Origin of the sequence: Catelliglobosispora koreensis DSM 44566 (assembly GCF_000379685.1) — a bacterium.
Lineage (GTDB): Bacteria > Actinomycetota > Actinomycetes > Mycobacteriales > Micromonosporaceae > Catelliglobosispora > Catelliglobosispora koreensis.
Genome location: NZ_KB903257.1, coordinates 58,649 through 83,630 on the forward strand (window position 1 = coordinate 58,649; position 24,982 = coordinate 83,630).

Here is a 24,982-nt window from a genome sequence, read left to right on the forward strand (position 1 = left end):
GCAGCTAGTGTTAAGAGCACCCTGACGTTGGTATCCAACAAGGCAGGATCCAGCGAAGGATAAGCCCCCGGGGAGGTGGGACGTGGCACGCAGCGATGACGCGGATGCGCGCGCAGCACGGTGGGAGAAAGAAGCCAACGATCTCTCCACGCAGGTCGCGTTCCTGCAGGAGGAGCTCGCCCTGTTGCGGCGCAAGCTCAGCGAGAGTCCGCGGCATGTGCGTCAGCTGGAGGAGCGGCTCGCCGCGACTCAAGCACAGCTGGCACGGCTGACAGAAAACAACGAGAGACTGGTCGCCACCCTCAAAGAGGCACGCGCCCAGATCGTCACCCTCAAGGAAGAGATTGACCGCCTGGCGCAGCCGCCAAGTGGTTATGGCGTCTTCCTCGCCCGACACGATGACGGCACGGTTGATGTCTTCACCGGTGGGCGCAAACTTCGGGTGGCGGTGTCGCCATCGATCGATGTCGAGCAGCTCCAGCGCGGGCAGGAAGTCCTGCTCAATGATGCGCTGAACATCGTCAACGCGTTCGGGTTCGAACGTTCTGGCGAGGTTGTTGGCCTCAAGGAGATCCTTGAGGGCGGCGACCGGGCGCTGGTCATCTCGCATGCGGACGAGGAACGCATCGTGTTCCTGTCCGATGCGCTGATCGGCACGCAACTGCGTGCGGGCGATTCTTTGATGATCGAGCCGCGCTCGGCGTATGCGTATGAACGCATCCCCAAGAGCGAGGTTGAGGAGCTCGTTCTGGAAGAGGTGCCCGACGTCGATTACACCGACATCGGCGGGCTTACCGGCCAGATCGAGCAGATCCGCGATGCCGTGGAGCTTCCGTTCCTGCACGCGGATCTATTCCGGGAGCACCAGCTCCGGCCGCCAAAAGGCGTCTTGCTCTACGGCCCTCCCGGCTGTGGAAAGACGATGATCGCCAAAGCGGTCGCCAATTCCCTCGCTAAGAAGATCGCCGAAAGCCGGGGACAGGACAAGCACACCAGCTATTTCCTGAACATCAAAGGCCCCGAGCTGCTCAACAAGTACGTTGGTGAGACGGAGCGGCACATCCGCCTCATCTTCCAGCGCGCCCGCGAGAAGGCCTCCGAGGGTACGCCGGTGATCGTGTTCTTTGACGAAATGGACTCGGTATTCCGTACCCGCGGATCTGGGGTTTCGTCCGATGTGGAGAACACGATCGTTCCGCAGTTGCTCAGCGAGATCGACGGTGTGGAGGGGCTGGAGAACGTCATCGTCATTGGCGCCTCCAACCGGGAAGACATGATCGACCCGGCGATTCTGCGGCCGGGCCGTCTCGACGTGAAAATCAAGATTGAGCGGCCGGACGCTGAAGCGGCCAAGGACATTTTCAGCAAGTACATCCTCACGGATCTGCCGCTAAGCGCGGACGACGTCGCCGAACATGGTGGATCGGCCGAGGCCTGTGTCCACGCGATGATCAACGCGGTGGTCCTGCGGATGTACTCGGAGACCGAGGAGAACCGGTTCCTCGAAGTCACCTACGCCAACGGTGACAAAGAGGTGCTCTACTTCAAGGACTTCAACTCCGGCGCGATGATCCAGAACATCGTCGACCGGGGCAAGAAGATGGCCATCAAGGAGTTCTTGTCCTCCGGGAAGAAAGGCTTGCGCCTGCAGCATCTGCTCGACGCCTGCCTCGACGAATTCCGCGAGAACGAGGACCTGCCGAACACCACGAACCCCGACGACTGGGCCCGCATCTCCGGAAAGAAGGGCGAGCGGATCGTCTACATCCGCACCCTGGTTTCCGGCGGCAAGGGCACCGAGTCGGGCCGGTCGATCGACACTGTGACCAACACAGGGCAGTACCTCTAAGCGAAAAGATCGGCGCGTGGCATCCTTTGGGGTGTCACGCGCCGATCGCTTTACCGATGCCCAAGGAACCATACGCAGATGTCTATGCCGACCCCCTCGGTGCAGCCCAGGTATCACCTGAAAGCTGGGATCGCCGCGTTCTTCGCGTTCTTCCTGATCATCGGTGGCTGGGCGGTCGCGGCACCGTATGACGGCACCCCCGATGAACGCCAGCATCTCTACCGTGCGGCGGGGGTGACGGCCGGGGAGATCTTTCCCGAGCTGGTGACCAACGACCAAGGGTCGGGCGCCCTTCAGACCGTGCCGCAGGGCATGGTGCGCGAAGACCGGATGTGCTGGACGTTCCGTCCGTATGTGTCGTCAGCCTGCAACGGCGATCCGAGTGCTGATCCGCGACGGGTTGAGGTGCTGAGCCTGGCCGGGCGGTACAACCCGCTGTACTACGCGGTTGTGGGCGCGCCACTGAACCTGTGGCCGGGCTGGTCGGGCATCATCGTTTCCCGGCTGATCAGCGGGGCTATCGCGTCGGTCCTGCTCGCGTGCGCGTTCGCGCTGCTGCTGCGGGTGCGCGGCCCGCTTTTCGCCGGCGCCATCGCGGTCGTGTTCACACCGATGATCGCGCAGATGGCCAGCGCCATTAACCCCAGTGGGTGGGAGCTGGCCGCGGGCATCGCCTTCTTCGCCTCCGGCATCGTCATCTTCCTGAGCCCACCGGAGCAGCGCACCACCGGGGCGGTGTGGCTGCTGGGCGTCAGTGCGGTGCTCATGGCGGTCCTGCGCTCAGCGGGGCCGTTTCTTTTGTTCTGCGCCGTCCTCGCCTTGGCGATCCCGGTGTCGTGGCAAAAGATCAAGGGCTGGTGGGGTGACCGGGCCCTGCGCCACACGATGATCGCCGTCGGTATCGCCCTGGTCATCGCGGCCACCTGGCTGCTGGCGATGCGGCCCGGCGAGCTGGCCACGAAACCGCCCGCCGACCTGTGGACACCGCAATTGGCTGTCAGCTATCAGTTCTGGCTGTGGGGTCTTTACACCGATGAACTCGTCGGTGTCATGGCGTGGAACGACACCCTGCTGCCCGGGCCGGTTTACGCCGTTTGGCAGGGCGCCGCGTTGCTGTTTGTGTTCCTCGGGTTCGCCGCGGCCACCTGGGCCGGGCGGATCAGGTTCATGCTCATCTTCACCGGTGCCGTGGTGGTGCCGACCGCCATTCAGCTCCTGGCGGCCAACAGTTCCGGCTTCGTGCTGCAGGGCCGTTATGTGCTGCCGCTTCTCGTCGGGTTCCCGTTGTTAGGCGCGTGGATCCTGGAGGAGCGCGGCTTCCCGGACGCCTGGGCGCGGCCACTGTCCAAACTGTTCGCCGTGATTCTTGTCCCGCTGCACGTCCTGTTCCTGGCCTACACCATGCAGCGCTGGCAAGCCGGCGTCGAAGACAAGATAAAACTCAGCAAAATCATTGGCCCCACCCAATGGCAGCCGGTACTGGGCAGCAAACTTCCTTTGCTGCTAACGATCCTGGGCGCCCTCGCCCTGACTGTCATCCTGTGGCGGGCAGCGGCCAAGGCCAAGGCAGTCAACGCATGACAGCGTTGCTTTTGCGCCGCAGGTGGATCGTCTGGGCCCTCCTGGCCGCCATCTACCTCGTCATGCTGGCGCTCACGTTCGAGCGCACCGATCAGTGGTTCAGCGACTCACGGTTCTACCTCGCCTGGTCCTACCGCTATCTCGGCTACTCCGAGGCTGATGCCGCTCAGCTGACCTACGACTACCTCGCCGGGGCACGCGGGCTGGAAAACTGCACGTTCTGCTGGCCTGCCGACTACCAGCACTCGTTCTTCCACGGTGAGAACGGCGCGGTGGTCGCGCCACGCATGATCTACCCGCTGCTATCCGCGCCGTTCGTGGCCCTGTTTGGTGGCGCTGGAATGCTTGTCGTGCCCGCGCTGGCCTACGCCGCGGGGGCCGTGCTGCTCATCCGGCTGGCGTCGCGGATGTGGGGCTACTGGTGGGCGATAGCGGCCGGGTTCGCCCTGCTGATTCCCGCCATCGCGTTCCGCTTCGCCGGGTCGGCCATGACCGACAGCCTCGCCCTGATGTTCAATGTCGCGGGACTGATGTTCCTGCCGTTGCTGCGCCAGCGCCGCCGCTGGGATGTGGTGTGGTTCCTGGGCATCCTCGTGCTCAACCTGTTCACCCGGCAGTTCGCCATCACCGTCGCGTTTGGTGTCAGCCTCGCGTGGCTCATCGTGGCGCTGCGCGACCGCAAGTTCGGCAACGCCTGGCTGCCGTTCGCGGCCGGGTCCATCGTGGTGACCGGTGCGGTAACGTTTCTGCAAAACCTTTACGCCGCAAGGCTTTTCGAGGGCGACCAGCTCAGCCTGATCGCGCGGTACCAGCAGCTGGCGCTGGAGAAATTCGGCGTCAACGGGCTCGTGTCCATCCCGAAGGTGCTGACCTGGCAGATCCGGGTTGACTACCACTACGTGCGCTGGCTGGACATGCCGCTGGTCATCGTCATCGGCGCCGCCATCCTGGCGGTGTGCTGGCGGTTCCGGTCGGAATTGAGCGCGCTCCTCGCGGGCACCGGCCTGGTGACCCTGGCGATGACGGTGATCATCGTCGACCAGACGTACTTCCGCTATTACGTCCCGCTGGTGCCGCTGCTGATCCTGTGCGCACTGGCGCTTATCCGCGATCTGGCCACCGGCATTCGCCCGTCACGGTCCACCGAGGCTTTCGGGGCTGAGCCAGCCCGTGCCGGGCGGTGGATGCGGGCGGCCGACTTTGGCGTGCCGCGGCTGGCGTGGATCTCGGTCGCCGGGCTCTACCTGGTGATGGCTTTCCTTGTCGGCCGCGAAACGTTGCCACATGGCGACCCACTGGTCTATGTGTCCACATTGATCGGTCTGCCCGCGGTGCTGCTCCTGCTCAAGGTGACGGAACGCCGGTTTGACCTGACCGTCGGCGTGAGCGCCGCGGTGGCGTTCACGCTCACGCAAACGTGGCTCACCCACAGCCTGAGCAGCACGGCGAACGCCGTGGCACTGCTGTTCTGCGTCGCGATCCTGGGACTGCTGCCTGGATCGCGGATCACGGTCCGGCACCAATCCGCCATCGTGATCACTTTGCTGATCGCCGTGGCCGTGCTGACCTATCGCGTCATTCCGCTGGCCGCCGCAATCCTTGCCGTCTGGCTCATCGTCGCCATTCGCGACCGCCGGCTGGGCAACGCGTGGCTGCCCGCCGCCGCGGGTGCTTTGCCGGCGCTGGTTCTGGGTATCTTCCTGGGAGCCCGGCCACTTTGGGGGGACGCGACGCTCACGGCGTACCCCCAAGGGATTGAAGAATTTAAAAGGGCCGTGTTCCTGGTGGCTAAAACGGCGGCGGGGGACCGCATGCTGATCGCACTGGCCATCATCGCCGCGGCGGCCGTCCTGGCTTCGCTGAAAGCGGAACTTACCTGGCTGGCGGTGGTGGGGACAGCGGTCGCGGCTGCCGTGTTCTTCGCCCTCGGCGATCCGGCCACCGGAACGTCGAGTCTCCAGCTGGTCGCCCCGGTGCTCATGATGGTCACCGCGGCGGCAGTCACGCGGTACGTTCGCGCGGACCTTGATCAACAGGAGCCGGTAGCGCCTCGCGCCGAGAAGGCGCACAGCGGGCTAGGCTGAACCCACACGGGGCAAGGGGAGTGAGGATAAGCGCATGAGCGTTCGCCGGATTATGGGTACCGAAGTCGAATACGGCATTTCCGTGCCCGGGCAGCCCGGCGCCAACCCAATGGTGACCTCTTCGCAGGTCGTCAACGCCTACGGTGCCCGGCCGGAGCTGACCAGAGGCGGACGGGCCCGCTGGGACTACGAAGAGGAATCGCCGCTGCGTGACGCGCGCGGGTTCACCTACACCGGCACGGCCTACGACCCAGCCGAAGCGCTAGCCGACGAAGACCTCGGCCTGGCCAACGTCATCTTGACCAACGGCGCGCGCCTCTATGTCGACCACGCCCACCCCGAATACTCCACTCCCGAGGTCACCAACCCGCTCGACCTGGTCAAGTGGGACAAGGCAGGCGAGAAAGTGATGGCAGAAGGCGCCCGCCGCGCCGCCACCATTCCCGGCAGCCACCCGATCCACCTGTACAAAAACAACACCGACAACAAAGGCGTTTCCTATGGCGCGCATGAGAACTACCTCATGCGCCGGCAAACGCCCTTCGCCGACATCGTCACCTTCCTCACGCCGTTCTTCGTCACCCGCCAGATCTTCACCGGCTCCGGCCGGGTCGGGATTGGACAAGACGGCAGCCAGGCCGGTTTCCAGCTGTCCCAGCGCGCCGACTTCTTCGAAGTCGAAGTAGGCCTGGAGACCACGCTCAAACGGCCCATCATCAACACCCGTGACGAACCGCACGCCGACGCCGACAAATACCGCCGGCTGCACGTCATCATCGGCGACGCCAACCTGTCGGAGATCTCCACCTACCTCAAGGTCGGCACGACCTCGCTGATCCTGGCCATGATCGAGGAAAAGGCCCTCGGTGCTGACCTCGGCATCGCCGACCCCGTCGCCGAGCTGCGCGCCGTCAGCCACGACCCATCGCTCAAGCACCTCATGCGGCTGCGTGACGGACGCCGGCTGTCCGCCCTCGACCTGCAGTGGGCCTACTACGAACGCGCACGGTCCTATGTGGACGACCGGACCGGTGCTGACACCGATGACATGACCGCCGATGTCCTGCGCCGCTGGGAAAGCGTCCTCGACCGCCTCGGCCGCGATCCCATGCTATGCGCGCAAGAACTCGACTGGGTCGCGAAACTTCGGTTGCTAGAGGGATATCGCGAACGCGAAGGCCTCGGCTGGGCATCGTCCAAACTGGAACTTGTCGACCTGCAATACTCCGACGTACGGCCAGAAAAGGGCCTGTACCACCGGCTTGTCGCCCGCGGGGCGATGCAGACGCTCCTTGAGCCGGCGGTCACCGAAGCGGCGATGACGGAGCCGCCGGAAGACACCCGCGCCTACTTCCGTGGGCGGTGCCTGGCCAAATACGCCTCCGAAGTCGTTGCGGCCAGCTGGGATTCGGTCATTTTCGACGTCGGCCGCGAAGCTTTGGTGCGCGTGCCGATGATGGAACCGGAGAAGGGCACCAAGAAGCACGTCGGCGCTTTGTTCGACCGCTGCCCGAGCGCGAAGGACTTGCTCGAAATCATTACGGCGTAGCTACTCGCGTGGAGATCGCCTCGCGAGCTACGGTTAACGGACATTAGTTCGATAGGGAGGGCACCCAATGGCCACACAAGACGGTGGGCAGTCCCAGTCTGGCAAGTCACGCCGCGATGACGAAATCGAAGAAGTCGCCCCCGAAGTCAACCCTGAGGTAGCCGAGCGCGTCGAGCAGATCGGTGAGGACGTCGACGACCTCCTTGACGAAATCGACGCCGTCCTCGAAGAGAACGCCGAAGAATTCGTGCGCGGCTATGTACAAAAAGGCGGTCAGTGACCGGCCGTCGCGCCTGAAATTCTGGGCGTCCGGCGTGCCCGGCCCCGAGCATGTGGACCATGACCACCGTTCCGGTAAGGTGCGAGGAATCCTGTGCTTTAAGCGCAACGGCGGTCTTGGTCAGTTCAAGGGCGACGTGGCTACGATGCGGTAAAGCGATCTCGTACTTGAGGGAGACGAAGTGGCAGCCGATTTTGGTACATCCGGGCGTCTACCGCTGGCCTACACGGCTGCGGGAAACTCGTCTTTCACCGAGTTTCTGAGCCAGGTGGCACCGGAGTTGCTGCCTGGGCGCCGTAACCTGCCTCAGGGCGGTGCGGCGAAAGACCTCGCTCCACATGCGACAACGATCGTCGCGATCACGTTCTCCGGTGGTGTGGTGATGGCCGGCGACCGGCGCGCGACGATGGGCAATCTCATCGCCAGCCGCGACATCGAGAAGGTGCACCCCGCCGATCCCTATTCGCTGGTGGGTATCGCTGGCACCGCGGGTGTCGGCATTGAACTGATCAAATTGTTCCAGGTGGAGCTGCAGCACTACGAGAAGATCGAGGGCGCGATGCTGTCCCTCGACGGTAAGGCGAACCGCCTTGCGACGATGATTCGCGGCAACCTGGGAGCGGCCATGCAGGGCCTCGTCGTGGTGCCGCTGTTCGCCGGCTTCGACCTCGACGCTGACGATCCGGTGAAGGCCGGGCGCATCTGGAGCTTTGACGTCACCGGTGGTCTTTACGAAGAGACCGGCTACGACGCGATCGGCTCTGGTTCGCTTTTTGCCAAGTCATCACTGAAGAAGACATACCGGCCTGGGCTCGACGCCGATGCGGCCGCGAGGCTGGCCGTGGAGGCCCTTTACGACGCGGCTGACGATGACACCGCGACCGGTGGGCCTGACATCATCCGCAAGATTTTCCCGGTCGTCATGACGGCGACCGCGGAGGGCACGAGCCGTTATTCCGAGCCTGAGACCGCTGCGATGGCGGAGGCGATTCTGGCCGCCCGCACCGAACGCCCGACGCCATAAACGACACGCTGTAACGAATCGCAGACCGTCCAAAGAGGAGAGCAGCCACCGTGGCTATGCAGTTCTACGCCTCACCTGAGCAGATCATGCGGGATCGCTCGGAGTATGCCCGCAAGGGCATTGCCCGGGGCCGCAGTGTCGTCGTGCTGACCTACGCCGGTGGCGTGCTGTTCGTCGCGGAGAACATCTCCACGACGTTGCACAAGGTCAGCGAGATCTATGACCGGATCGGGTTCGCCGCGGTGGGGCGGTACAACGAGTTTGAGAACCTGCGGTCGGCTGGGGTGCGCATGGCGGACCTTCGTGGCTATTCCTACGACCGCCGCGATGTGACGGGCCGTGCGCTGGCGAGTGCCTATTCGCAGACGCTGGGCTCGATTTTCAGCGAGCAGCCTGGCAAGCCTTACGAGGTCGAGATCTGCGTCGCCGAGGTCGGCACATCGGAGGCCAAGGACGAGCTTTACCGGTTGCCCTATGACGGCTCGGTGCAGGAGGAGCCAGGGTTCATGGCCATGGGTGGCCAGGCCGAGGCGATCTCGAACGTGATTAAGGCACAGCACCGTGAGGGGCTGACGCTCAAAGAGGCGCTGAAACTGGCGCTCGCGGCGATCGGCAGCGTGGGCGGCGACAACAACGGCTCTCGCACGATCGCGGCTAACCAGCTTGAGGTGGCGATTCTGGACCGTTCGCGGCCAGGCAGGAAGTTCCGCCGGCTGACGGGCGCGGCGCTGACGGCGGTCATGCCCGGTGCTGAGGCCCAGGCTGCGGAGGCCAAAGCCGACGGTAAACCGGATGGCAAAGCTGACGCTAAGAGTGATGACAACGGCGACGGCAAAGAGGCGGCACAGTGACCTTGGCGTCACGGGCAGCTAGGGTCTGAGCATGGACCGGCGAATTTTCGGGCTTGAGACCGAATATGGCGTCACGTGTACTTACCGTGGGCAGCGGCGGCTGTCCCCTGACGAGGTGGCGCGTTACCTGTTCCGGCGGGTTGTCTCATGGGGACGGTCCAGCAATGTGTTCTTACGCAACGGGGCGCGCCTTTATCTGGACGTCGGTTCGCACCCGGAGTATGCGACGCCGGAGTGTGATTCGGTAACGGACCTGGTGGCGCATGACCGGGCCGGCGAGCGAATCCTTGAAGGCCTGCTAGTCGATGCCGAGCGGCGGCTGCACGATGAGGGTATCGCCGGCGAGATTTATCTATTTAAGAACAACACTGACTCTGCCGGTAACTCCTATGGCTGCCACGAGAACTATCTGGTGAGCCGCCACGGCGAGTTTGGCCGGCTGGCTGACGTGTTGATCCCATTCCTGGTGACGCGCCAGCTGATCTGCGGTGCGGGCAAGGTGCTGCAGACGCCACGTGGTGCGGTCTATTGCCTGTCGCAGCGCGCTGAGCACATCTGGGAGGGTGTGTCGAGCGCGACGACGCGCAGCCGCCCGATCATCAACACCCGGGATGAGCCGCACGCCGACGCTGAGCGTTATCGCCGTCTGCACGTGATCGTGGGCGACTCGAACATGAACGAGGTGACGACGCTGCTGAAGGTGGGCAGTGCCGACCTCGTGCTGCGGATGATCGAGACTGGCGTGGCCATGCCTGACCTGGCGCTGGAGAACCCGATCCGCGCGATCCGTGAGGTGTCACATGACATCACGGGCCGCCGGAAGGTGCGTCTGGCCAACGGCAAAGAGGCCAGTGCGCTGGAGATTCAGCGGATCTACCACGAGAAGGCGATGGAGTTCGTCTCCCGCCGGGGTGCCGATCCGGCGGCGCAGCGAGTGGTCGACCTGTGGGGCCGGGTGCTGACAGCGGTGGAGACCGGTGATTTGGCCAGCGTTGGCCGCGAAATCGACTGGGTGACGAAGCTGCGGCTGATCGAGGCGTACCAAAAGAAGCACGACCTGCCGTTGTCGAGCCCGCGTGTGGCACAGATGGACTTGGCTTACCACGATCTGCGCCGGGGCCGGGGTCTTTACCCGCTGCTGGAAAAGCGCGGCAAGGTCGACCGCGTCGTGACCGACCTGCGCACCTATGAGGCGAAGGAGACGCCGCCTCAGACGACCCGCGCCCGCTTGCGGGGCGAGTTCATCAAGCACGCGCAGGAGAAGCGGCGCGACTTCACGGTCGACTGGGTGCACCTGAAGCTCAATGACCAGGCGCAGCGGACTGTCCTTTGCAAGGATCCGTTCCGTGCGCACGATGAGCGGGTCGAAAGGCTCATTGCCAGTATGTGAGACTCATTGGGTGACCGATGAGGACAAGGTTGAGCCGATCCTGCCGCGTGATCGGGTGCCTCTGCGTAAGCGCATGCTCGACCGGCGGCGCGAGAAGATCAGGGCCGAGATCGAGCGGAACCGGCGTGGTGAATACACCGTGCCGACGTGGGTCCTTGTGGCTGCTCTCGTGGCACTGGTGGCTGGGCTAGCCGCGTTCATTATCTGGGGCTAGCAGCGAGGCGGCGTGCCGCCCGGCGGCGGCCGCGCTGAGGAAGTACATGAAGTCTTCCTCAAGCGAACGGCCCATGGTCGACAGCGGCACCGGTGACTTGCGCAGCGCGACGTCGAGACCCGCGGTGGGCACGGTGACGAGCTTGTGGCGTTCGGCTAGCGGGGCCAAGGCGGCCAGCTCGTGCTCGTCGAGTCCTTCGGGGACGGCGATGTCGGCGGCGACGAGGGCCACCTGGCCGTAGGCCGTGAGGCTGTGGTGCGACACGCCGCGGTGGCGTGGGCGGGCGTCGGTGCCGGAGATGCGCAGGGACCCGACGGGCCGTCCACCGAGGATGCCCGCCGCGTTGACAGCCTCTCCGACGGACACTCCAGAAAAGCCCCAAGTTGTTGCGGTGCCTAGGTTTCCGGGTCCTTGAGTGACGATGGCGATGTCGGCGCCGAGGACGTGCTTGGCCGCCAGAAGTCCACTGTGGACGGTGGTGGCTTCCAGGTCACCGCCCCAGGACTGGCCGGTGGTGACGGTGCCGGCCAAGTGCTCGTTGAGCGCGGCGAGGGTGCGCGACAGCCCGGCGGGCAGGGCCGCGCCGTCGGTCATGACGTAGGCCACGGAGGCGTCAGCGTCAGCCAGGATGCCGGCGAGGATGGCGGGCAGGGCCGAGTGCAGGTCTGCTGTGACCACGGGCATGCCGCCGAGGTGGGAGGCGCGCTCCATGATGGACCGTGCCGGGGAGGTTTCCTCCTCCACGCTAAGCCGGGCCGTCTGCATCGGACTGTAGCGAGCCTTGACGATGTGCCCCGGGAATTCGTGATCTGGCGGGAGCCGGTCGGGGATGGCGACTACCATCGCGTACCCGCCGGTCCCAAGATTGAGATCCAGAGCGTTTGTGTTTAGTAACACTCTGTCACCGGAGACCGGTTCGCCGACGAGATCCGGATAGGCCAGCGCCCGGACCGTCTCGTCACCAACGAGGACCGAAAGTTCCACGGCACCACGCCATTCGCGCAGCCTGCGGTCAACGACACCGTCTCGCCAGCGGATCATAACCTCGACTCTATCCCTAACGGGCGAAACGGATTACCAACCTGAGCCCTTGCGCTGCTAGCGTGGCCTCTGTGTCGCGCAGTCGTACTGAACGCCTGGTGAATCTGGTGATCTGCCTGCTGGCTACACGCCGTTACCTAACCGCGGCGCAAATCGCTGCGACCGTGCCCGGCTACGAGCACGATCCAGAGGATGTCCGCGAACACGACGCGTTTCAGCGCAAGTTTGAACGGGACAAGGCCGAGCTTCGAGCCCTCGGCGTCCCGCTGGAAACGGGGACGGCCAGCATTTTCGATAGCGAACCGGGCTATCGCATCGCCGCTCGTGACTACGCCCTGCCCGCGATCATGCTGGAGCCCGACGAGGCGGCCGCTGTCGGCGTCGCCGCACGGCTGTGGCGCCACGCTGGGCTGGCCGCTGCCGCGACGTCCGGCTTGAACAAGCTGCGTGCCGGGGGAGTCGAAGTCGATCCTCACGCCACGCTGGGCATCGAGCCGGTGATCGCGGTCGACCCGGCGTTCGAGCCGCTGACCGCGGCGGCACGGGCCCGCTGCGAAGTGATCTTCAGCTACCGCGTGCCCGATGACGACAAGCCAACGGTCCGGCACCTGCAGCCGTGGGGTGTCGTGTGCTGGCGCGGCAAGTGGTATGTCGTGGGCCACGACACCGATCGCGAAGCGCCCCGCTGCTTCCGCCTCTCGCGCATCGTCGGCTCGGTGAAGACCCAGGGGCAGCCCGACGCGTTCGAGCCGCCGGAAAACCTTGACCTGATTGGCTATGTCGGCCGCAACGCCGGCCCCGTCGCGCGCCCGAACACGGCACGTGTGCTCGTCAAGCCGGGCCGTGCCGCCGGGGTGCGCCGCTTCGCTCAGCCGGTTCAGTCCACAACAGACGGAGATGTGCTGGAGCTGCGTTACGCCGAGCCAGACAGCTTCGCCGCTTGGCTCGTTGGCTATGGCGCTGACGTGACCGTGCTCGGCCCCGATGAGGTGCGCAAAGCCGTCGTCGCCCGCTTGGAAGACATCGCGTGTGTGCCCTTCAGCAGCACGGCCTATGAGCTGGAGCCCGCGTGACCGTTTCCGCGCCCGCCCGGTTAGCCAGGCTGCTCAACCTGGTGCCGTATCTGCTGGCCCGCCCCGGGATCGAACTCGCCGAGGCGGCCGCGGACCTTGGCGTGTCGGATAAGCAGCTGCGCGAGGACCTTGAACTGCTGTGGGTGTGCGGGCTGCCCGGTTACGGCCCCGGCGACCTCATCGACATGTCGTTCGACGGTGACCGTGTCACGGTCACTTATGACGCCGGCATTGACCGTCCGTTGCGGCTCACGCCGGATGAGGCGACAGCGCTCGTCGTGGCGCTGCGGATGCTCGCCGAAACAGCGGGAACTACCGATCGAGACGCGGTCGCGCGTGCGCTGCAGAAGATTGAGCACGCGGCCCGGCTGGAGCAGCCGCCACCGGTCGCGGTCCGGCTGCCCGGCGACACCGAACGCCTGGCTAACTTGCAGGACCTGTTAGAGCGCGGCAAAGCCCTGAGCATCAGCTACTACTCGGCTGCCCGTGATGTGACCAGCGAACGGATCATCGACCCAATGCGGCTGCTGTCGGTGTCGGGACGGTCCTATGTGGAGGCCTGGTGCCGCTCGGCCAAGGGCGTGCGCATGTTCCGCGCCGACCGCATCGACTCCATCACCGAGCTTGAGGAGCCGGCGGCGCCACCTGCGGGCGTGACCGGCAACGACCTGACCGACGGGGTGTTCCAGCCCGATCCGCAAGCCGAGCTGATCACGCTTCGGGTCAGCCGCGGCAGCCGCTGGATCACCGAGTATTACCCGTGTGAGTCGGTGACCGAGGTGAGCGCCGACGAATGGCTGGTGTCCATGCGGGTCAACGACATGGATTGGGCCAGGCGCTTCGTGCTCGGCCTGGGACCCCGGGTGCAGGTCGTCGAGCCAGATCATTTAGCCGAGGGGGTACGCCAAAGCGCGCTGGCCGCCTTGGCAAACTACGCGTGACATACCCTTCCGCGCGGCCCGGTTGCACCGAGGCGAGGCGGCGCGGCCTAGTGTTAGAGCCGTGGTTGTCTGGATCGTCATCGCCATCATCGTCGCGGGTTTGGCATACCTCGCCCTGGCTTTGCGTGCGTTAGCGCGCCGGACGCAGCCGCTGCTGGCCGAACAGGCCAAGTTGCAGACTGGACTGGCTAAAGCACAGGATCTCGCGGCTGCGGCCGAAGGACTCCAGGCACACGCCGATTCGCTGCAAACGCGGGCGGAGCTGTTGCAAGAGCGCATGGAGGCGATCAAAACCTCGCGGCACGGCCAGAACGCATGAAAACGCCCGGGGCGCATGTCCCCGGGCGTTTCGCCTAAGCGTCTAGTTGACCGACTGCGAGTCGATCCACTTCTGCAGGTCGTCGCCGCTTTCGAAGCTGACGATCAGCGCGTAACGGGGCTTGTCGCCCTTGTGGTAGACCGCGTGCCACAGGCGCTGCGTGTCGACCACGAACTGGGCACCCTTGCGAAGCGGGATGTGCCTCTCGGAAGCGGCATCGTCCTTGCCTTCGCGAACGATCATGTAGCTGTCGGTGTCGTCGGTGAGGTTCAGCCAGGCACGAACCACCCACGGCTCGCTTTCCGGGTTGAGCCGGTTGTTGTCGTCCTGGTGCAGGCACGACACGGCGTATTCGTAGGAGGTGCTGGGCTCCAGCTTGATCACGCGAACGCGGCCGTAGCGGGCGCCAATGTTCTCGGCCCACTTGACCAGGGTCGGGCAGATCTCGGCGTTCTCGGTCCACACACCGTCTTTGTCAGACTTGCCGTGGTCCCAGAAGCCAGCGCATTCCATGGCGCCCAGGGCCGAAGCGATCGGGGCGAAGTTGGTGTCGCCACCGCTCTTCCAGTCGACGTATTCCATCGACTCCCACTCAGCCGGGTTCAGTTCACCTTCGTAGTCACGCAGCTGCACAAAGCCGGTCTCGTCGAGCACGGGCAACCTGCGGTGATTGGTGAGATGGCTGTTGGGCGCTGCCTGCTCCATCATGCGAGGAGGTGTTCCTTTCCGTGAGGGGCGGGCCGCCGCGCACAGGGAAAAGGGGAACGCGCCAGGCGGCCGTTGGCAAGCATTGCCTTACTTGCGCGCCTTTGTCAACTCTGCGTAACGAAGGGCCGTGCAGAAAACTGCACCCTGAGCCGTGCCTCGTTGACCCTCGCCGGGTGAGCAGGAACACTCGAAACCGAAGACGCCCGAGGCAGGCGCGTACCATAAGTACTGATCACCCCTCTTGAACTAAATGGAGCAAAAAATGGGTGCTTTGAAGCCATGGCACATCATCCTCGTGGTGGCGGTGCTGGTGCTGCTGTTCGGCGCGAAGAAGCTGCCCGACGCGGCTCGTTCCCTGGGCCGTTCGATGCGCATTCTCAAGGCCGAAACCAAGGGCCTGGCCGAGGACGGCAAGGAAAACGTTGCCGAGAAGGCCGACGCCCAGGTGACCTCGCAGCAGCCGCTGGGTGACAGCCAGCCGTCGGCCGCGCCCAAGGTCGACCCCATCAAGTAACCCACAGAGCCCGGAGACTGACGTGAAGAACCCCCTGGCACGTCGGCGAGGGTCCTCCGATTTCCAGCGAGCCGCGGATGGCTCCATGACGCTCATGGAGCACATCCGCGAGCTGCGTAACCGCTTGTTCAAAGCCTCGCTGGGCATTGTGGCGGGCATGATCGCCGGCTGGTTTCTGTCCAAGTGGGCATTCGAACAGCTGAAAGTGCCCTACGTCGAACTCATGGCGAAGCACGGGCTGCCTGACGACTTCCTGCAGATGAACCCGGGCAGCGGCCTGATTCTGCGGCTGAAGATCACTCTTTGGCTAGCTCTGATCGTTGCCGCACCGATCTGGCTCTACCAGCTGTGGGCGTTCATCGCGCCGGGCCTGCACCGGCACGAGCGCAAGTGGGCCTACATCTTCACCGCCATCGCCGCACCACTGTTCGCGATCGGTGTCACGCTCGGCTTCGTTATGGCCGCCAACGGTCTTGAGTTCCTTATGGCCCAAGGTCTTGCTGGTGTCACGATTCTGGAAGTCGAGGGCTATACCTCGTTCATGACCGGTGTGATGCTCCTATTTGGAGTGTCATTCGAGTTCCCGCTGATCCTGCTGATGCTCAATTTCACCGGGGTGCTCACGGGACGCAAGATGCTCAAGGGCTGGCGCGTCGCGGTGTTCGCGGCGACCGTTTTCGCCGCGGTGACGACGCCGGACCCGGGGCCGTTCACGATGAGCATCTTCGCGGCGAGCCTGAGCCTGCTGTTCTTCATCACGGTCGGTGTGGCCATGATCAATGACAAGCGGGTCGGGCGCGGCAAGGAGATTTACGAAGGGCTATCCGACGACGAGACGTCATCGATTGATGACTTCGCGCCGGAGCCGGTGGAGGCAGGAGCGCCACCGAGTTCGATAGCGCCGCTTGAGCGCCGCTACGACGAAATGACATAAGCCAGTGGCCTGCCGCGCGAGCGGCAGGCCACTCGCTCTCTTGACCGGCCGGTAACCGGCGGTCAGACTCACTTTCCGTGATCGCGGTGTTAACGAACCCTCAGGCCGGCCGGGGACGGCATCGAGCCAAGGCGCAGGCGGCCCTGGCTGTGCTCCAGGAAGCAGGGCCGGTTGAGGTTCTCTCACCGCGTACCCGCGAAGAAGCCCTTGAGGTGGCGAAAGCTGCTGTCGCCGGCGGTGCGGACGCTCTCGTGGCCCTGGGCGGTGATGGCACTGTGCACGTGGCCTTGCAAGCCGTTGGCGGCACCAGCACTCCGCTTGGCATCGTGCCCGTGGGCACCGGCAACGACATGGCCCAGTGTTTCGGTCTGCCCGCCGATCCGGCTGAGGCGGCCAAAGTCGTTGCCAGAAAACAAACGAAGGCCATCGACTTAGCCCGGCTGTCCACGGCGGACGGTGCGGCGCGCTGGTTCGGTGGCGTGCTGGCGGCCGGTTTCGACGCGATCGTCAACGAGCGCGGCAACGCGATGCGGTGGCCGAAGGGCCCGCGCCGCTACGACCTGGCGATCCTTGTCGAGCTGGCCCGGCTCAAGCCACGCCGCTACCAGCTCGTCATCGACGGCAAGCCCGAAAGCCTTGAGGCGGTTCTTTTCGCGGTCGGCAACATCGCCCAGTACGGCGGTGGCATGCGCATCTGCCCGCAGGCCGACCCGCAAGACGGCAAGCTCGATCTCGTGTGGGCCGAACCGGTCTCGCGGGCGAAGCTCATCCGGATCAAACCCCAGGTGTACGCCGGAACCCATGTCCTGCACGAAAAAGTGCACCAGCGGCAAGCCCGCGAAATCAGCATCGACGCGCCCGGGATCGTTTGCTACGCCGACGGCGAAAGGATCGCGCCGCTGCCGGTGAAAGTGACCGCCGTGCCGGGCGCGCTAACGCTGTTTGGCTAGGTGATAGACGCGGCTGAGGCCGTTGGGCTGACCGGCCGGTGCTCGCGACACGATAAGTGCCGTGCAGCCCGCGTCGATAGCGCCAGCGTCAGCCTGAGTGTCACCGACCATCATGGTCTGGGCCGGATCGGCCTTGAGCGCGGCGCACGCCTTGAGGAAAATCTTCGCGTCCGGCTTGATGTAGCCGGTCTCGTAAGACAGCACGATGGCGTCGCACAACGGCGAAAGCCCCCACTCATCGAGCAGGGGCCTGATGTCGAAGCCAATGTTGCTGACAATGCCGATTTTCACTCCTGCGGCGTAAAGAGCCGTCAGCGTCGGCAAGGCATCCGGATAAACCTGCCAGCCATCGGCTTTGAGCACACGCTCGTAAATCGCCGACGCCAAACCCGGGATATCGCACGGCACAGTGGCCGCCAGACCGGTAAACGCGTGCCGGTGCGCGTCTTCGTAGAGGTCGCGGTTGGCCCAGGATTCGGCCAATGGCGGGGGAATGCGCGCCGGTTTGTCCACACCGGGCAGGCCGCCCGCGGTGGCGAGACGGTCGGCGAGCACGGTCGCCTTGCCCCGGTCCAGCGTGACGCCGCAATCAGCAGCCGCTGCGGTCACCCAGGCGACCGGGTCGATCGTCATGGCCAGGGTGCCATGAAAATCAAAAAGGACCGCGTCTAGCGGCCAACGCTGCGGGTCTGGCACTCCAAGAGGATACCGAGCTGCGCCGGCTGGCCAAGGTCGCCTAGCCTAGAGTGCATGAGCGGAGCGAATCGGTATTGCAGGGTAATTAGTGCCTCAGGCCGAAACTCCGCTCTTTTTGGAGTTTCGGCATGAGCAAGCAACCGGCAGCGCCACCTTTGCTCACCGAATTCGCCGGGGCCTTGAGCTTTGAGCTCGACCCGTTCCAGCAAACCGCCTGCGCCGCCCTGGAAAGGGGCAGTGGGGTGCTGGTCTGTGCCCCCACCGGAGCGGGCAAGACGGTCGTGGGGGAGTTCGCGGTTCACCTGGCGCTAAGCCAGGGCCGCAAATGCTTCTACACCACACCGATCAAGGCACTGTCCAACCAGAAGTTTCACGATCTGATTCAGCGCTACGGCGCGGCCAAAGTGGGCCTGCTGACCGGCGACAATTCGATCAACGGCGATGCCCCGGTCGTCGTTATGACCACTGAAGTGCTGCGCAATATGCTCTACGCCGGGTCGTCCACGTTGGACGGGCTGTCCTATGTGGTCATGGACGAGGTGCACTACCTGGCCGACCGGTTCCGCGGCGCGGTCTGGGAAGAGGTCATCATCCACCTGCCCGCGACGGTGACGCTGGTGTCGCTTTCGGCGACAGTGTCCAATGCGGAGGAATTCGCCGACTGGCTCGTGACCGTGCGCGGAAAGACCGAAGTCATTGTCAGCGAACACCGCCCGGTGCCGTTGTGGCAGCACATGATGGTCGGCAAGCGCATGTTCGACCTGTTCCACGACGCCGACGCGGCCAAAGCCCACGAGGTGCATCCGGAGCTGCTGCGCCACACGCGTGAGGTCGCGCGCCGGGCCGAGCTGAGCACGATGAAGAAGGGCGCAGGGCGCCGCCGTCAGGGCGGGCCGCTGCGGCCAGACGTCATCGAGCGCCTTGACGCCGAAGGGCTGCTGCCGGCGATCCAGTTCATCTTCAGCCGGGCGGGCTGTGACGCGGCCGTGCAGCAGTGCCTGCAAGCCGGGCTGCGGCTCACCTCACCGGATGAGCGGGCTGAGATCCGCCACATCGTCGAGCGCAAGGTCGGCCACATCCCAGGTGAGGACCTGGCGGCTTTGGGCTATTGGGACTGGCTCGACGGGCTCGAGCGTGGTCTGGCCGCGCACCACGCCGGGATGCTGCCGGCGTTCAAAGAAGTCGTTGAAGAACTTTTTGTTAACGGACTTGTTAAGGCGGTCTTCGCGACCGAGACGCTTGCCCTGGGCATCAACATGCCGGCGCGCAGTGTCGTGCTGGAGCGGCTGGTCAAGTTCAATGGCGAAGCCCACGTCGACTTGACGCCGGGGGAGTACACGCAGCTGACGGGACGTGCCGGGCGGCGCGGTATCGACGTGGAAGGTCACGCGGTCGTCATCTGGAGCCCGGAAATCGACCCACGGCACGTGGCCGGCTTGGCATCCACGCGCACCTATCCGCTGCGCTCGAGCTTCCGCCCGTCGTACAACATGGCGGTCAATCTTGTTGGCTCTGTTGGCGCTGCGGCCGCTCGTGAGCTGCTGGAGTCGTCGTTCGCGCAGTTCCAGGCTGACCGTTCCGTCGTCGGTCTGGCCCGCCAGGTCCAGCGCAACAACGAGACGTTGCGGCTCTACGAGACCGAAATGGAGTGTGAGCAGGGCGACTTCGACGAATACTTCGCGATCCGAGTGAAGATCGGCGAACGGGAGAAGGCCCTGCAGCGCGTCAGTCAGCAAGCCCGCCGCGCCGAGGTGAACAGCTCCTTGGAACAGCTCAAAATCGGTGATGTGATCCGGATTCCGGGTGGCCGGCGGGCCGGGCTCGCGGTCATCCTCGACCCGGGTGCCGGTGCCTTTGGCGAGCCACGGCCGGTCGTGCTGACCGAAGACCGTTGGGCGGGAAGGATTTCGGCCGCCGAGTTCACCTCGCCGGTGCTGGCCTTGGGCCGGGTGCGGGTGCCGCGCCATTTCAATCAGCGGGCACCACAGGAACGCCGGGACCTGGCGGCCACCCTGCGCCACGTCGAAGACCAGCGCGCACCAGGCAAGCGCCGTCAAAAGTCAACGGCTGGCGAGGACAAAGAGCTGGCGTCACTGCGCAAGGCGTTGCGGATGCACCCGTGCCACGCCTGCCCGGAACGTGAGGAGCACGCCCGCTGGGCCGAGCGCCGCCAGCGGCTAACCAAAGACACAGAAGCGTTGCGGGACAAGGTTTCCACGCGTACCAATTCGCTGTCACGCACGTTCGACCGCATCTGCACGCTGCTGACCGAGCGCGGTTATCTGCGTGAGGACGGGACCGTGACCGATCCGGGACGGATGCTGGCCCGGCTGTGGACGGAAGCCGATCTGCTGGTGGCCGAATGCTTGCGTACCGGGGTCTGGGAAGGCCTGATGCCGCACGAGCTGGCCGCTGCCGCGTCTGTGGTGCTGTATGAGGCCCGGCGTGAGTCAGACGAGCAGGCCTCGGTGCCGCGAGGTGCCGTTGCCACGGCTATAGACGGGACGTGGCGGACCTACACGGCGCTGGCCAGTGACGAGCGGCGCCTGGGGCTCTCACAGACCCGGGAGCCCGATCTGGGGTTCGTGTGGCCCATTTACCGGTGGTCCAAGGGCGAACCGTTGGCCAAGGTGCTCGCGAGCGGGCATCAGCTTGACGGCGACATGCCCGCCGGCGACTTCGTCAGGTGGGCGCGACAGGTCATTGACCTGCTAGGCCAGATCGCTGAGGCGCCCGGAGCGTCGCCGGACCTTAAAGACACTGCCCGTGCGGCTATGGATTCCATCAACCGGGGAGTCCTTGCTTACAGTTCGGTTAGTTAACAGGCAGTTGGTTTGCTTTAACATTGTTGAATCCGCCATCATGCCCCCGTGGCAGATGTGCATCACTTCACGTATGGCCTTGTGACACCAGGGATTGCGTATGTCCTTTCTGTCCTTGGATCACTGCTTGGCCTGATCTGCACCGCCCGGGTGCGGACCGCACGGACTAAGGGGCAGCGAGCCTGGTGGCTGCTGCTCGCCGCTTGGGCAATCGGGGGAACCGGTATCTGGTCGATGCACTTCATGGCCATGCTCGGCTTCACCGTCTCGGGGGCGTCGATCCGCTATGACGTCTTGTTAACGGCGGCTAGCGCGGTGCTGGCGATCGTGGTCGTGGGCATTGGTTTGTTCATCGCCGGATTCGGCAAGCGCAGTGCGGTGCGCATCGTGCTTGGCGGCATCTTCGCCGGCGTCGGGGTCGCCATCATGCACTACACCGGCATGGGCGCCATGCGCCTAGACGGCGTCGTGCACTACGACACCAGCCTCGTGGTGGCCTCGGTCATCATCGCCGTGGTCGCCGCGACCGTCGCGTTGTGGTTCACGGTGACGCTGCAGCGCCCGCTGGCCATCTTCTTCGCCGCGTTGGTGATGGGTGTCGCCGTGTGCGGCATGCACTTCACCGGCATGGCATCGATGTCGGTCACGCTAGGCGAGCCGAGTCTGGAATCCCGGGGCGCGACCGCCTTGTCACTGATGGTGCCGATCGGCATGGGAGTGCTCATCGTCATGGGCGGACTGGTCTTCGCGATCGGTGCCGCCCCGCGCGAAGAGGACTTCGAAGCCCGCGCCTACCTCGACAAGATCGCCGCTCAGCGGGCCGCCGCCACGGCCTCGACCAACGCGTCGACGAGCCGCCGGCAGGGTCCGGCCACGTTCCAGCGCTCCGCCAGCTTGAACAACTCATCCGGGTCGTTTGGCGCGGGTGGCAAGGAGTCCTTGAGCGAAGGCACGGGCACGTCCAAGGCGACGCGCACGACCTGAGGGGCCACCGCCAGATAGTCCGCCGCGGCCGCGAGTTTCGTCCGCAGGCCAGGGGCGAAGTCGGCACTGGGGTCGGCAACCGCTTCGACAATGGCGTCGAGGCTGCCATACGTGGAGATGAGCCTCGCGGCCGTCTTCTCGCCGACCCCGGGCACGCCGGGCAGGCCGTCACTGGGGTCGCCCCGCAGCGCGGCAAAGTCAGCGTAACCAGAGGCCGGTACGCCGTATTTCGCGAGCACGGCAGGCTCATCACACACTTCGAGTTTGGCCACGCCACGTCCGCAGTAGAGCAGCGTCGTGGTCTTGTCGACGAGCTGGAACAAGTCGCGGTCACCCGAGGCCACCTCGACCGGAGCCGGACCACGCTTGGCCAGCGTGCCCAGGACGTCATCAGCTTCGTAGCCGTCGTGGCCAACCGCAGCGATGCCAATGGCGCCAAGGATTTCCAGGATCACGGGGATCTGCGGGGTGAGGTTGTCAGGCACTTCTTCGCCACCGTTAGGGGCCAGGCGGTGCGTCTTGTAGCTGGGAATCAGCTTCACCCGCCACGCTGGGCGCCAGTCGAAGTCCATCGCGCACACGACGCGGTTGGGGTGCCGGGTGCGGATGAGGGTGGCCAGCATGTCCAGGAATCCACGGACCGCGTTGACCGGCTCACCGGCGGCTGTCTGTGCGGCCTTCTCTGGAATGCCATGGAAGGCCCGGAAATACAGACTCGGCGCGTCTATGAGCAATAGCGGCTTCACCCCGACAGCGTAATTGCCCTAACGAACGTTAAGCTGATGGACATGGCCAGCATCGTCCGGTTGCTTCCCACCCCCGAAGCACATGAACTGCTTGAACTTGCCGAAGAACTCGCTGAGAAGGAGCTTGCCCCGAAGGTCGATGATTTCGAGGCACGTGGCGAGTTCCCGCGCGAGATCATCCGCACCCTGGGCCGCTCCGGCCTGCTCGGGTTGCCCTACGCCGAAGAATTCGGTGGGGCCGCCCAGCCTTATGAGGTCTACCTGCAGGTGCTTGAGGTGCTGGCCACCCGGTGGGCCGCGGTCGCCGAGGCGATCAGCGTGCACACGCTGGCGTGCTACCCGCTTTACTACCACGGCACGGCGGAGCAGAAAGAGCGCTGGCTGCCCAGCATGCTCGGCGGTGAACTTCTCGGTGCCTACTGTTTGTCCGAACCGGCCGGTGGCTCCGACGCGGCCAACCTGACCACGAAAGCGGCGCTGACCGACGGCCAGTACCTGATCAACGGCACCAAGGCGTGGATCACCCACGGCGGGGTGGCCGACTTCTACAACGTCTTCTGCCGCACCTCGGGCCCTGGCGCGAGCGGCATTTCCTGCCTGCTGGCCGAAGCCGGGACACCCGGCCTGAACCCGCAGGCTCGCGAGCGCACGATGGGGCTCAAGTCCTCACCGGTGGCGCAGATCGCCTTCGACAACGCCCCGGTGACCGCCGACCGCCTGATCGGGCAGGAAGGCGAAGGGTTCCGGATCGCTATGGGCGCCTTGGATTCCGGGCGCCTCGGCATCGCCGCGTGCGCGGTCGGCCTCGCTCAGGGCGCGCTCGACTACGCCACTGGGTACGCCCGTGAGCGCACCCAATTCGGCAAGCCGATCATCGACTTCCAGGGGCTGTCGTTCATGCTGTCCGACGCCGCGACCCAGATCGCCGCGGCACGGGCCCTAACCCTTTACGCCGCAAGGCTTCGCGACCTCGGCCGGCCCTACTCGATCGAGGCCGCCAAGGCGAAGCTGTTCGCCACCGACATGGCTATGAAGGTCACCACCGACATGGTTCAGGTGCTCGGCGGCGCGGGTTATGTCGCTGACCACCCGGTCGAGCGCTACTTCCGCGAGGCGAAGGTGCTGCAGATCGTCGAGGGCACCAACCAGATCCAGCGCCTGGTCATCGCCCGCTCCCTGGCCAAGGGCTAGGTCGCGGGGGCCATCATCCGTTTGGCGGTCAGTGCCGCGCGCAGCAAAGCGATGCCGTGCGCGGTGCCGGGGTCGATGCCGCACAGCTGACGGATCCGGTTGATGCGATACGTCAGCGTGCGGCGGTGAATATGTAATTGCTGTGCGGCTCGTTCCCGGTCGAGATCGCAGGAGTAAAGCGTTTCCAGCGTGGAGGCCAGCTCGGTGCCGCTGTCTAGCGGGGCGAGCTGGTCGGCCAAACGTTTGACGACGTCGGTGTTCTGCGAGATGGCGTATTCGATGAGCAGTTCATCGAGCCGGTACGCCCGATCCGCCGGCCCTGGCACGAAGGCCAGCAACCCCAGCACCTGTTCGGCTTCAGCGATCGCGTCGGGGATGCCCCCGATCGCACCGCGAAAAGCCTGAGCCGCGCGCACGGGCACGCCGCTGAGCTGGCTGACAACTTTGACCAGGCTGTCGGCTACCTCGGAGGCACCGTCGTTTTCGGACGGAAGCAAAGCCGTGATGCCGTCGAGGTCCCAGCGCATCAGGGTCCCGCTGACGCGGTGGAACGCGGCCACGATTTCGCGCCGCTGTTGCGGTTGCAGTGCCACCGGTCCGAGGTGGCATTTGAGCACCAGATAGCTCGCGGCGAGTGTGATGTCGAGTGAGCGGGCGGCTTCGCTCGCGCAACGGCCGTCCAGGAGCAGTTCGATGAGCAAGCGGCGCCCCGGCTGCTCGCTGCCGTTTTGCCGGCACGCGGACAGGTAACCGTCAACGAGCGCGTCGATCACCGATGGCGTCTCGCGCGCGGTCCATTCCTGGATCGCGTATATCTCGCGGTAGTTGTCCGGGTTGGCGATCTGCCAGAAAAGCCTGTGCACGGCGACGGACGATAGGTGGAACGCGGCGATCATGTCCTGGAACGGAATGCCGAGCTCGCCACGGCGAAAGCCCTGAGCGCGGTAAAGGCTCAGCTCCGCGTCCGCGATCGGTTCTCCGGCGATCGCGTGCTTGAGGCACGCGCCGACGCAGTAGTTGAGCTCTTCGAATAGTTCTCGCTGGATGGCTTCCGGCAGCTGCCCGTAGCTGGGCAGGTTCTTCGTGATTTCGCTTTGGATGCTATTGGCGATGGCGAGCCGGTGGTCGTGGACGTGTTCCATGATCGAGCCGAGAGTGGGCATCTTTGCGTCCTCCTCCACGCCAGGACGTTACCGGCTAGTACCCTCTGCCCGATTCAACCGCATAGGCGCAAAAAATGA

General features: G+C 65.0%; 23 protein-coding genes and 1 pseudogene. 19 read left to right on the forward strand and 5 right to left on the reverse strand.

The annotated features are described in order from the left end of the window. Window positions 1-82: 82 nt before the first annotated feature. From arc to A3E1_RS40800, 10 genes are all read left to right on the forward strand, one after another. On the forward strand, window positions 83-1,849 hold the full coding sequence (arc, locus tag A3E1_RS0117775; RefSeq protein WP_020522147.1) for a proteasome ATPase: 1,767 nt from the start codon (window positions 83-85) through the stop codon (window positions 1,847-1,849). A 78-nt stretch (window positions 1,850-1,927) separates the two neighbouring features. Then, the gene (locus A3E1_RS0117780; protein WP_040391103.1) at window positions 1,928-3,430 is read left to right on the forward strand and encodes a DUF2142 domain-containing protein; all 1,503 of its coding nucleotides are present in this window, start codon (window positions 1,928-1,930) and stop codon (window positions 3,428-3,430) included. Beyond that, window positions 3,427-5,514, forward strand: coding sequence for a hypothetical protein (locus A3E1_RS0117785; RefSeq protein ID WP_020522149.1), 2,088 nt, complete (start codon window positions 3,427-3,429; stop codon window positions 5,512-5,514). The genes A3E1_RS0117780 and A3E1_RS0117785 overlap by 4 nt, the downstream gene beginning before the upstream one ends. A gap of 34 nt (window positions 5,515-5,548) precedes the next feature. Beyond that, a complete protein-coding gene (gene dop, locus A3E1_RS0117790) occupies window positions 5,549-7,063 on the forward strand; it encodes a depupylase/deamidase Dop (protein ID WP_040391106.1) in 1,515 nt (504 codons plus the stop codon). Between the two features lie 67 nt (window positions 7,064-7,130). After that, the gene (locus A3E1_RS0117795; RefSeq protein ID WP_020522151.1) at window positions 7,131-7,343 is read left to right on the forward strand and encodes a ubiquitin-like protein Pup; all 213 of its coding nucleotides are present in this window, start codon (window positions 7,131-7,133) and stop codon (window positions 7,341-7,343) included. Further along, window positions 7,321-7,497, forward strand: a complete 177-nt coding sequence (locus A3E1_RS48445) for an endonuclease domain-containing protein (protein WP_020522152.1) — start codon at window positions 7,321-7,323, stop codon at window positions 7,495-7,497. The genes A3E1_RS0117795 and A3E1_RS48445 overlap by 23 nt, the downstream gene beginning before the upstream one ends. 27 nt (window positions 7,498-7,524) lie before the next feature. Beyond that, window positions 7,525-8,367, forward strand: a complete 843-nt coding sequence (prcB, locus tag A3E1_RS0117800; RefSeq protein ID WP_020522153.1) for a proteasome subunit beta — start codon at window positions 7,525-7,527, stop codon at window positions 8,365-8,367. A gap of 50 nt (window positions 8,368-8,417) precedes the next feature. Beyond that, window positions 8,418-9,218 carry a proteasome subunit alpha gene (prcA, locus tag A3E1_RS0117805; protein ID WP_026208546.1) on the forward strand — a complete coding sequence of 267 codons (801 nt, stop codon included), beginning with the start codon at window positions 8,418-8,420 and terminating at the stop codon, window positions 9,216-9,218. Window positions 9,219-9,249: 31 nt separating this feature from the next. Continuing rightward, window positions 9,250-10,608: a Pup--protein ligase gene (gene pafA / locus A3E1_RS0117810; RefSeq protein ID WP_020522155.1), complete on the forward strand. Its 1,359-nt coding sequence runs from the start codon at window positions 9,250-9,252 to the stop codon at window positions 10,606-10,608. A gap of 10 nt (window positions 10,609-10,618) precedes the next feature. Then, a complete protein-coding gene (locus A3E1_RS40800) occupies window positions 10,619-10,822 on the forward strand; it encodes a hypothetical protein (protein ID WP_020522156.1) in 204 nt (67 codons plus the stop codon). Here the strand turns inward: A3E1_RS40800 and A3E1_RS0117820 are convergent. Next, on the reverse strand, window positions 10,796-11,863 hold the full coding sequence (locus A3E1_RS0117820) for a DUF3866 family protein (RefSeq protein WP_020522157.1): 1,068 nt from the start codon (window positions 11,861-11,863) through the stop codon (window positions 10,796-10,798). The two genes, A3E1_RS40800 and A3E1_RS0117820, sit on opposite strands and share 27 nt — an antisense overlap. Window positions 11,864-11,934: 71 nt before the next feature. Between A3E1_RS0117820 and A3E1_RS40805 the strand changes: the two genes are divergently transcribed. From A3E1_RS40805 to A3E1_RS0117835, 3 genes are all read left to right on the forward strand, one after another. Continuing rightward, on the forward strand, window positions 11,935-12,936 hold the full coding sequence (locus tag A3E1_RS40805; protein ID WP_051105060.1) for a helix-turn-helix transcriptional regulator: 1,002 nt from the start codon (window positions 11,935-11,937) through the stop codon (window positions 12,934-12,936). Further along, on the forward strand, window positions 12,933-13,877 hold the full coding sequence (locus A3E1_RS0117830) for a helix-turn-helix transcriptional regulator (protein WP_020522159.1): 945 nt from the start codon (window positions 12,933-12,935) through the stop codon (window positions 13,875-13,877). Before A3E1_RS40805 ends, A3E1_RS0117830 begins: the two co-directional genes overlap by 4 nt. Before the next feature lie 61 nt (window positions 13,878-13,938). After that, entirely contained in the window at window positions 13,939-14,196 is a 258-nt protein-coding gene (locus A3E1_RS0117835; RefSeq protein ID WP_020522160.1) for a hypothetical protein, read from the forward strand. Window positions 14,197-14,238: 42 nt separating this feature from the next. On the opposite strand, the gene A3E1_RS0117840 is transcribed toward A3E1_RS0117835, so the two are convergent. Continuing rightward, the gene (locus tag A3E1_RS0117840; protein WP_020522161.1) at window positions 14,239-14,904 is read right to left on the reverse strand and encodes a hypothetical protein; all 666 of its coding nucleotides are present in this window, start codon (window positions 14,902-14,904) and stop codon (window positions 14,239-14,241) included. A 262-nt stretch (window positions 14,905-15,166) separates the two neighbouring features. Here A3E1_RS0117840 and tatA point away from each other — a divergent pair, with 262 nt between their 5' ends. The 3 genes from tatA (at window position 15,167) to A3E1_RS0117855 (ending at window position 17,302) form a co-directional block, all read left to right on the forward strand. Next, on the forward strand, window positions 15,167-15,418 hold the full coding sequence (gene tatA, locus A3E1_RS40810; RefSeq protein WP_020522162.1) for a Sec-independent protein translocase subunit TatA: 252 nt from the start codon (window positions 15,167-15,169) through the stop codon (window positions 15,416-15,418). Between the two features lie 85 nt (window positions 15,419-15,503). Further along, on the forward strand, window positions 15,504-16,352 hold the full coding sequence (gene tatC / locus A3E1_RS0117850; protein WP_020522163.1) for a twin-arginine translocase subunit TatC: 849 nt from the start codon (window positions 15,504-15,506) through the stop codon (window positions 16,350-16,352). Window positions 16,353-16,429: 77 nt separating this feature from the next. Further along, complete coding sequence (locus A3E1_RS0117855) at window positions 16,430-17,302, forward strand: diacylglycerol kinase (protein WP_020522164.1); 873 nt, start codon at window positions 16,430-16,432, stop codon at window positions 17,300-17,302. On the opposite strand, the gene A3E1_RS0117860 is transcribed toward A3E1_RS0117855, so the two are convergent. Beyond that, window positions 17,285-17,998, reverse strand: coding sequence for an HAD family hydrolase (locus A3E1_RS0117860; RefSeq protein ID WP_020522165.1), 714 nt, complete (start codon window positions 17,996-17,998; stop codon window positions 17,285-17,287). The genes A3E1_RS0117855 and A3E1_RS0117860 overlap by 18 nt on opposite strands. Before the next feature lie 128 nt (window positions 17,999-18,126). On the opposite strand from A3E1_RS0117860, the gene A3E1_RS0117865 reads away from it, so the two are divergent. Then, the gene (locus A3E1_RS0117865; RefSeq protein WP_020522166.1) at window positions 18,127-20,820 is read left to right on the forward strand and encodes a DEAD/DEAH box helicase; all 2,694 of its coding nucleotides are present in this window, start codon (window positions 18,127-18,129) and stop codon (window positions 20,818-20,820) included. Window positions 20,821-20,970: 150 nt separating this feature from the next. Further along, window positions 20,971-21,387 (forward strand): annotated as a pseudogene (locus A3E1_RS48450) (MHYT domain-containing protein); the annotation flags it as partial. A 245-nt stretch (window positions 21,388-21,632) separates the two neighbouring features. Here the strand turns inward: A3E1_RS48450 and A3E1_RS0117875 are convergent. Continuing rightward, window positions 21,633-22,550 carry a 5'-3' exonuclease gene (locus tag A3E1_RS0117875; RefSeq protein ID WP_020522169.1) on the reverse strand — a complete coding sequence of 306 codons (918 nt, stop codon included), beginning with the start codon at window positions 22,548-22,550 and terminating at the stop codon, window positions 21,633-21,635. A gap of 42 nt (window positions 22,551-22,592) precedes the next feature. Between A3E1_RS0117875 and A3E1_RS0117880 the strand changes: the two genes are divergently transcribed. Further along, window positions 22,593-23,741 (forward strand): acyl-CoA dehydrogenase family protein, encoded by a 1,149-nt coding sequence (locus A3E1_RS0117880; RefSeq protein WP_020522170.1) that lies wholly within the window; start codon window positions 22,593-22,595, stop codon window positions 23,739-23,741. Here A3E1_RS0117880 and A3E1_RS0117885 read toward each other — a convergent pair. Further along, window positions 23,738-24,922, reverse strand: a complete 1,185-nt coding sequence (locus tag A3E1_RS0117885) for a PucR family transcriptional regulator (protein ID WP_157631585.1) — start codon at window positions 24,920-24,922, stop codon at window positions 23,738-23,740. The genes A3E1_RS0117880 and A3E1_RS0117885 overlap by 4 nt on opposite strands. Between the last annotated feature and the right edge of the window lie 60 nt (window positions 24,923-24,982).